Annotated in this window: 10 protein-coding genes and 2 pseudogenes; 9 read left to right on the plus strand and 3 right to left on the minus strand. The window is 50.1% G+C overall.

The annotated features are described in order from the left end of the window. Positions 1 to 76: 76 nt before the first annotated feature. The 3 genes and pseudogenes from BN1360_RS17270 to BN1360_RS17280 all read left to right on the plus strand — a co-directional run. Positions 77 to 1,405 carry an ATP-binding protein gene (locus BN1360_RS17270; protein ID WP_068781478.1) on the plus strand — a complete coding sequence of 443 codons (1,329 nt, stop codon included), beginning with the start codon at positions 77 to 79 and terminating at the stop codon, positions 1,403 to 1,405. Further along, complete coding sequence (locus tag BN1360_RS17275; RefSeq protein ID WP_068781100.1) at positions 1,402 to 3,618, plus strand: DEAD/DEAH box helicase; 2,217 nt, start codon at positions 1,402 to 1,404, stop codon at positions 3,616 to 3,618. Before BN1360_RS17270 ends, BN1360_RS17275 begins: the two co-directional genes overlap by 4 nt. 23 nt (positions 3,619 to 3,641) lie before the next feature. Then, a pseudogene (locus tag BN1360_RS17280) lies at positions 3,642 to 3,758 on the plus strand (HTH domain-containing protein); the annotation flags it as partial. A 1,313-nt stretch (positions 3,759 to 5,071) separates the two neighbouring features. Here BN1360_RS17280 and BN1360_RS17285 read toward each other — a convergent pair. Next, on the minus strand, positions 5,072 to 5,962 hold the full coding sequence (locus BN1360_RS17285; RefSeq protein ID WP_068781101.1) for a helix-turn-helix domain-containing protein: 891 nt from the start codon (positions 5,960 to 5,962) through the stop codon (positions 5,072 to 5,074). Positions 5,963 to 6,120: 158 nt separating this feature from the next. Here BN1360_RS17285 and BN1360_RS17290 point away from each other — a divergent pair, with 158 nt between their 5' ends. From BN1360_RS17290 to BN1360_RS17305, 4 genes are all read left to right on the plus strand, one after another. Beyond that, on the plus strand, positions 6,121 to 6,867 hold the full coding sequence (locus BN1360_RS17290) for a sugar phosphate isomerase/epimerase family protein (protein ID WP_068781102.1): 747 nt from the start codon (positions 6,121 to 6,123) through the stop codon (positions 6,865 to 6,867). Between the two features lie 149 nt (positions 6,868 to 7,016). Then, on the plus strand, positions 7,017 to 8,102 hold the full coding sequence (locus BN1360_RS17295) for a Gfo/Idh/MocA family protein (protein WP_068781103.1): 1,086 nt from the start codon (positions 7,017 to 7,019) through the stop codon (positions 8,100 to 8,102). Between the two features lie 110 nt (positions 8,103 to 8,212). Further along, positions 8,213 to 8,749 (plus strand): superoxide dismutase family protein, encoded by a 537-nt coding sequence (locus tag BN1360_RS17300; RefSeq protein WP_068781104.1) that lies wholly within the window; start codon positions 8,213 to 8,215, stop codon positions 8,747 to 8,749. Between the two features lie 273 nt (positions 8,750 to 9,022). Beyond that, positions 9,023 to 10,837 carry a CBM96 family carbohydrate-binding protein gene (locus tag BN1360_RS17305; protein ID WP_068781105.1) on the plus strand — a complete coding sequence of 605 codons (1,815 nt, stop codon included), beginning with the start codon at positions 9,023 to 9,025 and terminating at the stop codon, positions 10,835 to 10,837. Between the two features lie 74 nt (positions 10,838 to 10,911). On the opposite strand, the gene BN1360_RS17310 is transcribed toward BN1360_RS17305, so the two are convergent. Next, positions 10,912 to 11,088 carry a hypothetical protein gene (locus tag BN1360_RS17310; protein WP_179016055.1) on the minus strand — a complete coding sequence of 59 codons (177 nt, stop codon included), beginning with the start codon at positions 11,086 to 11,088 and terminating at the stop codon, positions 10,912 to 10,914. 306 nt (positions 11,089 to 11,394) lie between these two features. Between BN1360_RS17310 and BN1360_RS17315 the strand changes: the two are divergent. Together BN1360_RS17315 and BN1360_RS26005 are read left to right on the plus strand one after the other, a co-directional pair. Beyond that, positions 11,395 to 12,621: pseudogene (locus tag BN1360_RS17315) on the plus strand (family 8 glycosyl hydrolase); the annotation flags it as partial. Between the two features lie 63 nt (positions 12,622 to 12,684). Further along, the gene (locus BN1360_RS26005; protein WP_267490900.1) at positions 12,685 to 13,038 is read left to right on the plus strand and encodes a discoidin domain-containing protein; all 354 of its coding nucleotides are present in this window, start codon (positions 12,685 to 12,687) and stop codon (positions 13,036 to 13,038) included. A 181-nt stretch (positions 13,039 to 13,219) separates the two neighbouring features. Here the strand turns inward: BN1360_RS26005 and BN1360_RS17320 are convergent, their stop codons facing one another. Further along, entirely contained in the window at positions 13,220 to 16,537 is a 3,318-nt protein-coding gene (locus tag BN1360_RS17320; RefSeq protein ID WP_068781106.1) for a DEAD/DEAH box helicase, read from the minus strand. Positions 16,538 to 16,583 lie beyond the last annotated feature (46 nt).

The following is a 16,583-nucleotide window of genomic DNA, read 5'->3' on the forward strand; positions in this document are numbered from 1 at the left end:
AAGCAGACTTTTTGAACTACCTCGATTAGGAATTAGGACGAAATGGACGAGGTGAAGTGGAATGATGGAACCAAACATAGCCGATATCAAAATCCCGAGGCGGCTGACAACCGCGCTGATAAATTCATTCACTGCGGGTGTGGTGCCTAGAATCGGCTTAGAGCATATCGCGGTGGGGCGGAAGGCTGAAGTCGAGGCTATTTTGCGCGACATGGACAATATCAGTGCTGGCGGAGCGGCCATGCGATTGATTACCGGGCGCTATGGCAGCGGCAAGAGCTTCCTGCTGCAAACGATCCGCAATTATGCGCTCGACCGCGATTTCGTGACGGCTGACGCCGATCTGTCGCCCGAACGCCGTCTGGTCGGTACAAAAGGACAAGGCCTGGCCACCTACCGTGAGCTGATGACGCATCTGTCAACACGTACTCGGCCGGACGGTGGGGCGCTGGAGGCCGTCCTGCAGAAGTGGATTACGACGATACAGCAGGAGGCCATGAAGGACGAAGGCTTGCGTCCCGGTGACCCGGCATTAACCGTGGCCGTCGAGCAGCGGATTTTCACGGTTGCGGCGCAAATGCAAAATCTGGTGCATGGCTTTGATTTCGCCCGCGTATTGGCGGCTTATTGGAACGGCCATAAGCTTGGAGAAGACGGGCAGAAGCAGGCAGCGCTGCGTTGGCTGCGCGGCGAATTCCCGACCAGGACCGAAGCGCGAAAAGAGCTGGATGTGAGCGTCATTATCGATGATGACAACTGGTATGACTATATCAAGCTGTGGTCGGAATTTGTAGCGGCGATCGGATATCAAGGTCTGCTGCTATTTATCGACGAAGGCGTTAATTTATATAAAATTTCCAACAGCATCGCTCGCACAAGCAATTATGAAAAGCTGTTGACTATGTTTAACGACACGATGCAGGGCAAAACGGAGCATCTCGGCATTTTTCTGGGCGGTACGCCGCAGTTTGTCGAGGATGAACGGCGCGGTCTGTTCAGCTATGAAGCGCTGCGCTCCCGCCTGGTGGAAGGCCGCTTTGCGAGGGCGGGCTACCGCAACTATACCGGCCCGATCCTTAAACTGGAGATGCTCTCGCATGAAGAGATTTTGATTTTGCTGCAGAAGCTGCGGCAGATCCATGGTTTGCATTTTGCTTATACCCCAATTTTAACAGATGCGGATCTCATTCAATTTATGGAGATGGCTGTCGGCAGAATGGGGGCGGACGAGCTGCTAACCCCACGTGAGGTAGTACGTGATTTTATGGATTTACTGCATACCTTGCATCAGAATCCGGAGGTTTCGTTCAGTCAGCTGCTGGGTGAGCGAAGGGCGGAACATACGACGGAGGCAGGGGAGTCACAGGACGAATTGGATGATTTTCTGGCGGAGTTCGAATTATGAGCGGCGAAGCCAATCAGCTGTTTTATCGCTTGGCGCCATTTATTCAGGAATTTATTTACCGAAAAAGATGGGAGACGCTTCGTCCGGCCCAGGTTGAGGCGCTTAAAATTTGCATGGATACGCCGAACCATATGCTGATTGCCGCGGGAACGGCGTCGGGGAAGACGGAAGCGGCTTTTTTTCCGGCTTTGACCGAACTGCATGAGCGTCCGTCCGCGTCCGTAGGTATTTTGTATGTCGGCCCCTTGAAGGCGCTCATTAATGACCAGTACGAACGGATCAAAGAGCTGCTACGGGATGGCAATATTCCCGCCTGGCATTGGCACGGCGATGTCTCGCAGATAGAGAAGAGCAAGCTGATGCGTAATCCGTCCGGTGTGCTGCAGATCACGCCGGAATCGCTGGAAGGGCTGCTGATGAATCGGCCCAATGCAATCCCCGCCTTGTTCCATGATCTCAGATATATCATTATCGACGAGGTTCATGCCTTTATGGGCGTGGATCGGGGCATCCAGGTGCTGAGCCAGATCGCGCGGATCGAGAGAATGGCAAGCTGCTCGCCAAGACGTGTCGGCTTATCCGCAACGCTAAGTGACTATGAAGCAGCGAAGGCCTGGCTTGGTGCGGGCAGCAATCAGCCGGTTGACGCAGTCTCCGTGCCTGGCGGACGCAAGCTGCGGCTGCGGGTGGAGCATTTCTCGTTCCCGGATGCACGGGACGAGGAGCAGGCCGAGCATTTGCAAAATGCCCGCAAGGCCTATTACAGCTTCATCTACGACAGTACCCATTTGAAAAAAACGTTAGTATTCACCAATAGCCGTTCCGATGCGGAATTGACGACGCTGGAGCTGCGCAGGCTTGCCGCTCACCGCCATCAGCCCGATGTGTTCTACGTGCATCACGGCAGCATCTCCGCCATGCTGCGCGAGGAAGCGGAGGCGGCGCTGAAGGATAAGCCCGGCCCGGCGGTTGCCGCCGCAACCGTGACGCTGGAGCTGGGGATCGACCTGGGAGAGCTGGAACGAGTCGTACAGCTGGGCGCTCCTTATAGCGCCTCCAGCTTTGTGCAGCGGCTGGGCCGATCCGGGAGGCGCGGAGACGCGGCCTCCGAGATGCTGTTCGTCTGTCCGGAGGAGGAGGACGAAGATGCGATGCTGCCGGCGCGTATGCCTTGGATGCTGCTGCGGGCGATTGCAGTTATCGAGCTTTATGTCCGCGACCGCTGGGTGGAGCCGCTGGATATTCGGCAAATGCCGATCGGTCTTCTCTACCACCAGACGATGAGTATATTGAAGAGTAAAGGGGAAGCGACGCCGGTCGAACTGGCCTCCGATGTGCTGTCGCTGCCATCCTTTAGCCGGATCTCCCCGGATACGTACAAAGTGTTCCTGAATTACTTGCTGCAGACGGATCATATTCAGTGGACCGAGCAGCAGACTTTGATTATCGGCCTTACGGGTGAGAAGATCGTGAACAACTTCCGTTTCTACGCCGTGTTCAAGGATGACGAGGAACATGCGGTATATAACGGAACAGAGGAAATTGGCTCGATTACGACCGTGCCGCCGCCTGGATACTGCTTCTCACTGGCAGGCAAGCTGTGGAAGGTCACCGAGGTGGACACCAAGCATAAGGCGGTGTACGTCAAAGAGGCCTTAGGCAAAGTGGATACCTTGTGGCTAGGGGCCGGCGGGGATATTCATACTTTGGTTCTAAGGAAAATGCGTGAGGTGCTGGCGGATAATACGATCTATCCGTATCTTTCGCCGCAAGCCGTCAACCGGCTTGAGCGGGCTCGCCGTCTGGCGAAGGAGAGCGGACTGCTGAGATCCGCCGTCATTCCGGCTGGCGGCGACTCGTTATTTATTTTGCCATGGGTTGGCAGCAAGCAGTTCCGCACGCTGGAGCGGCTGCTCAAAAATAACCTCTCCCAGCGCCTGTCGCTCCGTTCCATCGTGCCGATGGAGCCGTATTATTTCGTGGTGGCCGGCCAAGCGGACAGTCAGGCGCTATTGGAGCAGATCCTGCTCGAATGTGGTTCTTGCGCAGATCCATCCATGTTGCTCGGGCCTGATGAAGCGCCATATTTAGGCAAGTATGACGAGTTTGTCGCACCGGAGCTGGTGCGTCAGGCTTTTGCTGTCGACGGACTGGATGTTGAAGGGCTAAGAGCTGGACTTGAGCTTCACCACCATCAGGGAGGCTGGAAGTGAAATTCATAATAAGGGGATAGGATATGAAACTGGAAAGACTGATTTCCATGGCCTACATGCTCCTGAATCATGAGATTTTATCAGCTTCGGCACTCGCGGAGAAGTATAATGTATCCCAGCGGACCATTTACCGAGATATTGTCCAGTTTGGTTAGGACCCGATAAATCTGCGGTTTCGCGACCGACTCTGCTATTTCTGCGTTGCTGATTGAAACCAATATACGAAACCTGACTTAACTCTATTGCTCGGACAGTTCCGTAAGCGCAGGTGTGTAACCTATTATTCTAACGAAACTGGGACACGCTATTTGGGCAAAATTGAGACGTAAAAGAATCTAACGAAACTACAGAACGCTATTTGGCTAAAATAAGGCCAAAACATAGCAATTTGGGCCGAATAACGATACCCAGTTTCGTTAGAATTCGAAGCAAGGTAAATATAGCCCAATAGCGATACAGAGTTTCGTTAGAGTGTGAAGCAGGGGCGATATAGCCAAATAGCGATCTCCGGTTACGCTAGTTAGGATGTATAGCGGGATAAATTTAGCAAATAGTTACTTTAGAGTGTGACGCAAGGCTAATATAGCTAAATAACGATACCTAGTTTCGTTAGAGTGGTAGCAAGGCAAGTATAGTCCAGTTTCGTTAGGACCCGATGAAGCTGCGGTTTCGCGACCGACTCTGCTATTTCTGCGTTGCTGATTGAAACCAATATACGAAACCTGATTCCTCCCTAGGTTCTAACTCTATTGCTCGGACAGTTCCGTAAGCGCAGGTGTGTAACCTATTGCGCTAACGAAACTGGGACACGTTATTTGGGCAAAATTGAGATGTAAAAAAATCTAACGAAACTACAGATCGCTATTTGGCCAAAACAAGGCCCAAACATAGCAATTTGGGCCGAATAACGATACACAGTTTCGTTAGAATTCGAAGCAAGGTAAATATGGCCGAATAGCGATACAGAGTTTCGTTAGAGTGTGAAGCAGGGGCGATATAGTCCAATAGGGGTTCCCGATTCCGCTAGTTAGGTTGCGAAGCAGTGCTAATATAGCCCAATAGCGATACAGAGTTTCGTTAGAGTGTGAAGCAGGGGCGATATAGTCGAATAGGGGTTCCCGGTTCCGCTAGTTAGGTTGCGAAACAGTGCTAGTATAGCCGAATAGCGATACACAGTTTCATTAGAGTCTGGAGCAGGGGCGATATAGTCCAATAGGAGTCTCCGGTTACATTAGTTAGGATGTACAGCAGGGGCAAATTTAGCAATTTGTTACGTTAGAGTGTGACGCAAGGCTAAATAACAATACCTGGTTTCGTTAGAGCATGTAGCAGCGCTAATTAGCCCTGTTTTTGTTAGGGCTGGACGAGGCGGTGGCTGCGTTGGACTCTGCTATTTCTGCTTTGCTGCTGAATGCAATTGCAATCGGCATACGAAGCCTGATACTCCTTGGTATCAGGCTTTTCCTTTTTTGCGGAATTGGTAGGGAGAGATGTCTTTGTATTGTCTGAACTGCTGAATGAAGTAGCTGGAGCTTGAGAAGCCAACCTCCAGGGCGATCTCGGTCATGCTCTGATCCGTTGTCAGCAGGAGCTTCTCAGCTTCGGTAATACGGATATAGTTCAAATAGTTTGTGAAAGTCTTGCCCATGATCGCCTTGAATCTTCGGGAGAAATAGCTGTAGCTCATATTGCACAGACGGGCTGCGGTTTGCGCATTAATATCGCTTTTATAGTTATAGTCGATATATTCGAACACCTTCTGCAGCATTTGATAGTCGCTGTCATTCAAGGAATTCGCCACTTCCCAGTTCCAATGCTGCTGTTGACGAGGCTGCCGCAGAAACCACAGGAAGACGCGGCAAATCAGCGTACGGACGGCAAGCTCAAAGCCAAAGCTTTTGGCACTGAATTCATGGTAGATCTCCCAGATCATGTCCGGGATTGGCGTATCTCTAATCTCGGAAGCCGTGAAGACGCGCTGATTGCTAGACTCAGCCAGGGTGAACGGCAGAATATATTTTGATTCTAAAAATGTCCGGGAAGTCGAGTACAGAATCTCCGGATCAAATTTGACAACGATATAGGAGAGCTCATGATCCAGAGAATAAATCGAATGCGTCTCATGGGAATGAATCAGGATGAGGTCGCCCTCACTGAGGACATAGGCTTCGCCTCCTGAATAGACCTTGGCCGTCCCGGATAGCAAATATAAGATTTCAATATACAGATGCCAGTGAGATGGCACAATGCAGCGCGGCTCTTTGCCGTAATGGATCATACTCTCATAAGGATAGTGGATCGACCCGTCCTGGGTCCGGTTGGATTCAAAATAGGGCTCGTTCATCATCTCATCACCTCAACCTCAGTTGCCCCGTATGCAAAAAATAACCTTTGCGGCACCAAGAACAAATATTTGATATTTTTAAGTAGCTTCATTGTATTACTTCTTCTATGATTTTGGTATCTTTACCTTACCTAAGGATTGGGAAGGGGACATGAAATATGGAAAATATTGCGTTGCAACTTTATTCTATTAAAGAACTGACAGGTGAAGATTTTCTTGGCACCTTAAAAAAAGTAGCGGAGATTGGCTACGACGGGGTTGAGTTTGCCGGATATTTCGGCACATCAGCGGAGCAGCTTAGGAAGTCGCTGGATGAATACGGGCTGCGAGCGGCTGGAAGTCATATCGGCATGCCTGATCTAACCGACAGACTGGAAGAGATGATGGATTATTCGCTTGCCATCGGCAGCCCCTATATCATCTGCCCGGGCCTACCTGAAGAGCTGCGTGAGAACGCGGATAGCTATAAGCGGGCTGCTGAGAGGTTTGATCGCATTGGCGAACGCTGCAAAGAGCAGGGGCTCCGCTTTGGCTATCACAATCACGGCATTGAATTCCAGAAGCATGACGGGTTGACAGGCCTCGAGCTGCTGGCCCAACATACCTCGCCTGAGCATCTGTTCTTTGAACTGGATACATACTGGGCAGAATATGCCGGGTTCCGCGCTGCGGACTGGATAGAATCGTTTGCAGACCGCTGCCGAATTCTCCATATCAAGGACATGAAGAGCAAGCAGGATCAGCGCAATACGGAGATCGGCACAGGCATTCTCGATTTCGAGACCATAACGGCAGCCGGCAAGCATTTTGGCATCGAATGGTACACTGTCGAACAGGAGGAATACGAGATTCCACAGCTGGAATCGATCGAAGCCAGCCTCCGCTATCTGCGACAAATATTATAAATAATCCTCGATTACGGGATCGCTGATCAGACTGAGCCCAACGTCAATCCGTTGGGTTCGGCGAACAGCGAGAGGTCATACGCTGCGACTATTACTTAAAATTGTGAAATAGAATATTTTAAAGAAGGAATGCAGGAGGAGAAGACCACATGAGCAGAACGATCAAAATTGGCATCATCGGTAGCGGGGGAATCGCGGGTGTGCATGCACGTACCTACAAGGATATCGAGGATGTCGAAATTGTAGGAGTGGCGGATATTTTTCCGGGACGGGCGGATCATTTTATTAACAATTGGGGTCTGCAACAGGCTGTAGGATTCGATGACCATCACAAACTGCTGGAGCTGGACTTGGATGGGGTCAGTATATGTACGCCTAATGCCGCACACTACCTAACGACACTGGATGCGCTGCATGCCGGCAAGCATGTGATGGTCGAGAAGCCGATGTCGGTCACACTGGAGGAAGCGATAGGCATGGTTCAGGCTTCCAAAGAAGCTGACAAAATGCTTAATATCGGCTTCCAACCCCGATACGATCCGAACATGGGTCTTATCAAGGAGCTTGTGCAGAGCGGACAGCTTGGCAAAGTGTACTACATGGAGACCGGTGGAGGACGCCGCCGCGGCATGCCGGGAGGAACCTTCATTCGTCAGGAGATTTCCGGCGCGGGCGCGATGGCTGATATCGGCTGCTATTCGCTCGATTTCGCCTTGAACACATTGGGATACCCTAAGCCGTTGACTGTATCGGCGTATACGTCGAATCACTTCGGCACCAATCCCAAATATCATCCGGAGGCAGACCGGTTTGATGTCGAGGATTTCGGGGTAGCGATGATTCGCTTTGAGAATGATCTCGTGCTTAATTTCAAGACCTCCTGGGCGATGCATATGGATTCGCTCGGAGCGACGATGTTCCTTGGCACGGACGCTGGTCTCAAGGTGCTGCCTAAGAGCCAGGGGCCTTGGGGCGGCGTATGGGATGGCCATGTTGGTGCGGTATCCCTGTTCCATGACATTCAGGGGCATCATACGGAAAGCGCTATTCCTTTGATTGAACATGAGATCGATGTCTTCGCTGAGAAAATCAGGGATTTTGTGCGTGCGCTTCGCGAAGGCGGGCCAGCACCGATTCCGGGAGAACAAATTGTTCGCAATCAGGCCATTCTGGACGGCATTTTGTGCTCATCACAGACAGGACGCGAAGTTGTGATCGACATACCGGATTTCTAATCGTTATAGCAATATGGGACGAAGTGTTTGTCGTGAAGTTATCTTTTTTATCCAAATGGGACATCCTGTGGAAGGAAGCGAAAACATCTACAGGAGGAAGAATCCGCACTATGAAAAAACAACTCATCTGCCTGAGCATCCTTGGTTCTCTGATGTTCGGAGTTGCACCTATGAATTCGGCTTGGGCCAAATCAGAGGAACTGCAAATCAAGACAGTGATCATCGATTCCAAAGGCGCAGAGATAGGCACAGCCGTGTTGACGCAAAAAGCAGACGCCGTCCATATCCATATCGAAGCTAAAAATCTCCCGCCGGGAGAACACGGCATCCATTTCCATGAGACGGGAAAATGCGATCCACCGGACTTTACGTCGGCCGGGGCCCATTTCAACCCGGAAGGGAAGCAGCATGGATTCAAAAATCCGAAGGGATATCATGCGGGCGACCTGCTTAACATTACAGTCAAGGCAGATGGAACGGTTAACACCGATTTGGAGAGCAAGACGGTGACGCTTAAGAAGGGTTCCCCAAATTCTTTGCTGAAGCCTGGCGGCACTTCGCTTATGATTCATGAAAAAGCCGATGACTACGTTACCGATCCGTCCGGCAATTCCGGAGCACGGATTGCTTGCTCAGTGATTCGTTAGTGGAACAAGGACTTTAACACGACCTCAGCAGCTGAACCTATGGTTTGGCTGCTTTTTTGCTGCATGCCAGAAGACTTAATAGCAATTTACAATTCCAATAATAGGTAAAAATGCTCATATCTGTTCCGTTCTGCTTGCTTTATACTTGAAGGGACAACCCGTGTTTAATCGGCATCAAAAAGCCTGTTAGGAAGGGAGGATAGAGATCCTTCAGCTGACAAGCGTGGACCCGCAAACATAAGAATCAACCGAAAATAAAAAGGAGTGATTCGTATGTCTAGCAGTATCCGCAATATTCATTCGTTGTTCTATAAGCTGGGATTATGCCTTCTGGTCCTGGTTCTTGGCTTATCTTTTACAGAGACTATGGCAATGGCCTCGCCTGTGACACTAAGTCCGATCGGTGACTCTTATGTGCATCAAGGCAACTCCTCCTCCAATTATGGAGCCTCTACATCTTTGTATGTCAAGAATGATACGGCGAGCTCTCGCCAAGCCTTCCTGAAATTTAATCTCTCCGGAATTTCAAATGTAACGAGCGCAAAGCTCAGAATTTACGGAAGCTCATCATACAATACGGTTCTATCCGCCTATCAGACTGCTGATAACTGGAATGAATCGACGATCACCTGGAACAATAAGCCGGTCCAGGGAAGCTTGGCCGGCAGCGTTCCGATGAATACGACCGCAGTCTATTATGAATTAGATGTGACCGGCTATGTAGCGGCAGAAGCGGCCGGAGACGGCATTGTCTCCTTCATGCTTCAAGAAAGCGCAGGCAAGTACACGACACTGAACAGCAGGGAGAAGGGCGTGAATGGGCCGGAGCTTATCATTAGTGGCAGCAGCACTCATCCTGGCGGTAATGAGCAGCCTCCTGCAGCCCCAACGCATGTTACTGGTGTTGCGACTTCAGGTACGCAGATCCAATTAAGCTGGAGCCCGGCCGAGGCCAGCGGCGGAGTTGCGGGGTATGAAGTATTTCGCAATGGGAATTTGGCAGCGGATACAGCGGGGGTCTTTTTTCTGGATAGCGCGTTGGATTCGGATACGTTGTACAGCTACTACGTTATAGCCAGAGACAGCGCGGGCAACCGTTCAGCGCCCAGTAGCACGGTGATGGTTAGAACGCTGGCTGATTCAGGCTCGACTCCGGTCTGTAGCAGCGCGCTGAACAGCGCTGTTGCTATTCAGAATGCCATGCGGACGGCCATGCCCGGCGACATTATTGCGATTGCTCCAGGCACCTACACAGGAGTAAAGGCGACAAGCGGGGATCCCGGAGGCCAAGGATTATTCTATTCCGGTCAAAATGGCACGGAAGCCGCACCGATCCTGCTGACGAGCTGTGATCCGGACAACCCGGCTGTACTAAAAGGAACAAGCGTGAACGACGGGTCCTACGGCATCCATTTAACCGGAGATTATTGGCAAATCCGCAATATGGAAATCGATACGGCACAAAAGGGGATCGTGATTGATCACGGCAACAATAATCTGCTTCATGGCCTGAAAATACATCAGATCGGTGACGAGGGGGTTCATTTTCGCGATGGCAGCTCGTATAACAGGTTGGAGTATTCCACGATCTATAATACGGGTAAATATCAGCCGGGTTATGGGGAAGGGGCTTATGTCGGCTCGGATTCCAGCTCCAATTATGAACATCTGGTGTACGACAATGTAATCAGCCATACGATATTTGATGGCGGGATCACAGCGGAGCATATCGATATCAAGGAAGGGGCAAGTGGAACGATTGTTGAGTATTGCACTTTTAATGGCACGGGCATCAGCGGAGCGAATAGCGCGGATAGCTTCATTGATGTCAAAGGTGTAAATACGATCGTTCGCTATAATCAGGGCTATCGCAACGGCAATGCCAATATTACGGATGCATTCCAGGTTCGGACGCATGGAACGGCGTATCCGACCGGGCAGAATAATTCTTTTGACCATAACACGGTTCATCTTGATGATTCAGCGGGTTATGTCGTGTATGCTACCGGTGCGGCTGCGGGAACGACAGCCCATGATGATGTGCGGATTGGCGGCGGCAACCTGTATAACAACAACGTCAACAAGTGATCTATGGATGGCTACCAGAATGAGAAAATCCGCCCAGCTTCTTCGCTGTAGCGGATTTCACGTCAAGCTGTTGATTATTCCTGATCCGTATCGGTAAATGCAGCCGGTTTTGCGACCCATTCATCCGCTTCAGGCTCAATATCGACGCCTTGTTTCATTTTTTGCTTCTCCTGTAATGAGTCGCCGGAAGGGTCCATTTTATTGCGAAGCTTCGCTTCATCCCGGGAATGATCTTGATTGTGGCTTGTCATAGGCTGGTTCCTCCTGTACATGCATCATGCATAGATTTTGTGAATTCGAATCTGGTTTATTATTTTCAATAAATGTAATATTATACAAGCATGAGACATCCTTGCTTCAGACATAACACATCTTCCATGTTGTAGTTCAGTCGGCACAAGCGGCATATGAATCACACAATTAAAGGAGGAATAGCGATGTTTCAGACAAGGACGAGGGGTAACACCCGGACAAAGCTCGATGTTCATGCACGATCTGCAGCAGCAGCCACAGCTTCAACAACAGGGTCCAGTCCAAAACGGAGTAAAAGGTACAAGATGCTTGTCAGTCTGGTCATTGCCATCTTGTTGGCAGGGGCGGGATCGGTGGCGCCTACGCAAAGCAGCTATGCAGCAGGGGAGAAGAAGCCTTTTCCACAACAGGTAAGCTATCCTGGCATTATCAAACCGGACCATGTCACCCAGAATGCGATGAATCAATCGGTTGCCCAGTACTATGACTATTGGAAAGGCAAGTATTTGAAGAATAACCTCAGCTCACTGCCTGGCGGTTATTATGTCAAAGGTGAAATCACCGGAAATCCGGGCGGCTTCACAGCCTTAGGCTCTTCAGAGGGACAAGGGTATGGGATGATCATTACCGCGCTAATGGCCGGACATGATCCGGACGCGCAGACGATCTATAACGGATTGTTCAAGACAGCTCGGGCTTATAAGAGTTCGATCAATCCGAATTTGATGGGCTGGGTCGTTGCCGACAACAAAAATGCCCAAGGACATTTTGATTCAGCAACCGATGGGGATCTGGATATTGCTTATTCTCTGATTCTTGCGCATGAGCAGTGGGGATCGGACGGTATGATCAATTACTTGCAAGAAGCGAAGCAGATGATTACCAACGGTATTAAGGCCAGTTATGTAACGACGAACAATCGGCTGAACCTGGGCGACTGGGATGCCAAGAATGCGCTTAATACAAGGCCTTCCGACTGGATGCTCAGCCATCTGAGAGCTTTCTATGAGGTGACTCAGGATCCGGTATGGATTCAACTGATTGATAATCTCTATTCTGTATATCATGATTTCAGCAATACTTACTCTCCTACGACAGGTTTAATCTCGGATTTTGTCGTCAACAACCCACCTAAGCCTGCACCTGAATGGTATCTCGATGAATTCAAAGAGACCAATATTTATTATTATAACGCCAGCCGCGTTCCGCTTAGAATCGTCATGGATTATGCAATGTATGGAGACCCGCGCAGTAAAGCGATCTCTGATAAGCTGACGGGCTGGATCAAAGGCAAGACCAACAATACTCCTTCGAAAATAAAAAATGGCTACAAGCTGAATGGAGCAGAGGTTGGGGACTATGCGACAGCGGTATTTGTGTCTCCTTTTATCTCCGCAGCGACGGCGGATAGCAGCAACCAGGCCTGGGTTAATGCCGGCTGGGACTGGATGAAGAATAAGAAGGAGGATTACTTTAGCGACAGCTATAACCTTCTTAATATGCTGTACATCTCCGGCAACTGGTGGAAGCCTGGCCTAGCCGAGCAGCCAGCTCTGCCGAATCTGGCTCTGAACGCAGCAGCCGCAGCCAGCTCCATTGAAGGCATCAGCTTTGAAGCGGAGCGGGCCGTGGATGGCAATTTGCAATCCAGATGGGCCAGCAGCGAAGGCAGCGACCCGCAGTGGATCTACGTTGACCTAGGTGCTGTAAAAGCGCTGGGTAGTGTAAAACTGCATTGGGAAGAGGCTTATGCGGTCAAATTTAAAATTCAAGTCTCCAACGACGGTTCGAATTGGACGGACGTATATACCGAGACGAATGGCAGCGGGGGAGTACAGGATATTCCTCTGAACAATGTGTCGGCCAGATATGTAAAGATGTATGGAACCGAGCGGGGAACTCCTTATGGTTATTCGCTGTATGAATTTGAAGTCTACCCGCCGAATTGAAGTAATCATGAATGAACTAACGAACGGTAAAATCATTTTGGCGGATAGCGGATAAGAGTGATTCAATCGGTGTAAACATTTAATTAACGTAATAATAGTTATGTAAACTTATATATTCTCTGCACAAAAAAGAGCAGGCCCGGATACATACTCAACCAGGCTTGCTCTTGCTAAATTAGCATCATATCATCAATATCTCACGGATCTCCTGCTCAGACATGCTGGATATGGATTGTTGTCCAGGCTGGATGATCTCGTCGATCAAATCCTTTTTCTTCTGTTGCAGTTCATACATTTTCTCCTCAACGGTTCCCTCGGTCAAGAGACGAATAATTTGCACGACTTTGGTCTGCCCGATACGATGGGCCCGGTCCGCAGCTTGCTGCTCAACAGCCGGATTCCACCATAAGTCATACAGAATGACAGTATCCGCTCCGGTGAGGTTAAGCCCCGTACCGCCCGCTTTCAGAGAGATCAGGAAGATGTCTTTCTCTCCTTCATTAAATCTGTCGCAGAGATCAATCCGTTCGGAAGCAGGAGTTTGCCCATCCAGATAGAAATAAGGAATACCGCCATATCCAAGTTCTCGTCCGATAAGCCCCAGCATTTGCGTAAATTGCGAGAAGATTAGCATTCGCTTCCCGGAGCTAAGGCATTCGTCAACAATCTCGAAGAGCTGATCAAACTTGGCCGACCTGCCTTCATATTCCTCAATAAATAAGGAAGGATGACAGCATAATTGACGCAGCCGGGTAAGCCCGGCCAAAATGCGAATCTTATTCTGCTGGAAGCTGTCTTCGTTAAGATGCTTCAGCGTCTCCTGCTGAAGCTGAGCGAGATAAGCCGCATACAGCTTCTTCTGTTCTGGCAACAGCTCTGAAGCTTGCACCGATTCAATCTTATCCGGCAGCTCGCTTAGAACGTCTGTCTTCAAGCGGCGCAGCAGGAATGGCTTGATCCGATTGGCGATGCTCTCCCGCGACAGATCATTAAAGGTCTGTCGATCCCGGAACAGGGCGGGGAAGACGGCATCGAAGATCGACCAAAGCTCCTCAAGCGAATTTTCGATAGGTGTTCCGGTTAATGCAAATTTATGCTTCGCTTGCAGCGCTTTGACGGCATGCGCCGTCTGTGTCGTATGATTCTTGAAGTTCTGCGCTTCATCCAGAATCAAGGTATGGTAAGGCTGTTCGGAATATTGTTCAATATCTCTGCGCAGCAGTGGATAAGAGGTAATGATAATATCGAATCCATCCTGCTCCTGCAGCTGACGAATTCGTTCGCTCTTACCTCCATCAATGATCATGCTCCGTATTTCCGGTGCAAATTTGCGCAGTTCATTCCGCCAGTTGTAGACGAGAGAAGCGGGGGCCACAATAATCGCCGGCAGCTTCTGCTCGCGGATTTCCGGCAGCACTGAGACCAGGAAGGTGATGCTTTGCAGCGTCTTGCCCAGCCCCATATCGTCGGCCAGAATACCGCCAGAGCGATAGGTGGCGAGCGTCTTCAGCCACTGATATCCAAAGACCTGGTAATCGCGGAGTACCGGAGCAAGACTCGGGGGCAGCGCGAACTCCAAATTGTCGGGATTCTTCAAATTCGACAGAAGACGGCGCAGTGACTTCTCCGGTTTTAATAGCTCCGTATAACGCTGTTCATCCAGAAGATGGAATGAACTGGCTAGCGGCACCCGGAATCCATCACCATTTTCGTTGAACTGGAATTTTCCTGAATCCTGAACGAACTGAGTCATGTGCTTGAACTTCTCGTCTGACAACGGCATGAGGGAACCACTTGGCAGCTTGTAGTATTTACGTTTGACCTCGATCGCCTCGATTAGCTCGCGGATTTCATTGTCGGAAATGCCATTCAATTCGAATTTGAATTCAAGCCAATCTGTACGCTCATCCCAAATCGCGGAGATTCTCGGCGGGATCGCTGGACGCTCGATCCTCAACTTAACAGCCGTTGTGGCAAAGATATCAACGAACTGCTCCAGCCTCGGCACCATATAGTAGAGAAAATCAAACTCCGCATTCTCATCATCCAGGAAGAAGCCACTCTCCGTTCGTACGAAAGAACTCTCATCCATCAGCTCAAGGATTCGCCGCTCCTGGTCTTCGTCACGAATGAGGATGAGGTCGCTGCCGCGCTGCAGATCCTTATCTTCAAGCGGGTTAATAACTACGTCCCCGTATTGGAATTCCACCCCCGCCAGCAGCCGGTTCTTCAAACGGTCCAGATACAATCTGGCCTGCAGCGGCTTACGTATAATCCGATCTGTGATGGAATCATCAATCTTCACTTCACCCAGCTTCATCAATCCCGGCAGAGCTTTCTCGATAAACAGGGACATCTGCTCGGCGCTAACGCCGACCCTGGCCTTGCGATAGACCCGCAGCAGCTTCTTAAGCTCATGGAGCTGTGAGCATTGCTGCGGATCAAGAGTAATCAGCTCGTTATAGATTAGCGCCATATTATAGGAATCGAGAATCGTGATCTCATCCAGACCTTCGACCTCAAAAGAACAGGAATCATCCTCATCAGAATGCCTGATCGCGTATTGGATCGGCAGGGGCCTGCTTGATTCGAAAAATCCTTTGTATAATATGCCATTCGCCTCGAGCTTGACGGAAGGGCAGGAGCGGAGCAGTACGAGCAGCTCGTTCCAGGCGAAAGGAGGTATGACCAGACCGCGCTCCTCGGGATACCCGGAACGAAGATGATTATGATCAGCCATCTCATGTATTAAATGCTCGTTCCGCTGGATCTCTATCAGCTTCTGTACAATCGCGGAAGCCTCAGCAGGGAAGCTGTGGAGCTGTGAATCATAGGTGAAATTAGGCGTAAAAGCATATTTGCCGCCAAGATCAATTTGCTCCAGAAGCTGCTTAATATTTTTTACAATATATAGACGTTTCGTTCCCAGCTTCATTTCCATCGAGAAGATCTGCTTCTCATATCCGTACGAATCCAACTTTAATATAAATTCAGTATCAAGGGGCTCTCTGGCATCGAAGTAGGACCCGGTCCGTGTCAGTCGGGTCTTGCTTTTGCCGAACAGTCCCGTAATATCGCGCATCAGCCGCGTATCCTGGGCCGTGCTGCGATGCGGTGTTTGTCGTCGTGTATCTCGTCTTAATGGGGCAGCCCGATTAGCGCCCATCTGATCCGCAGCCAAATCGCGTCGGCCAGACGATCGTCCAGTATCGTTCTGTATTTTATAGGCGCCAATCATCACAGCAGCGATATGCGGACAATAATTGCCGCTTGCAGCAAAAGCTGGGCAACTACAATCCGCGGTCAGCGCACCGTCCGAATGGATCGCTAAATTCACCTCATACTCATCCGTTCCCGATACAATGGCCGCATAGGTTTGTTGCTCCGTATTCCGGAGCGTATAGGAAACCTTGCCTGCCTCATAATAAGTCTGACCTGCCTCATAAGCCGCCTTGCCGCAGAACATATGTATCGCAGTCTGAGTTAATAAATGTCGCATCGCTTTACATCATCCTCTTACACGATCTATCACATTAATGATAAAC

It is taken from the genome of Paenibacillus sp. GM2, assembly GCF_900069005.2.
Classification (GTDB): Bacteria; Bacillota; Bacilli; order Paenibacillales; family Paenibacillaceae; genus Fontibacillus.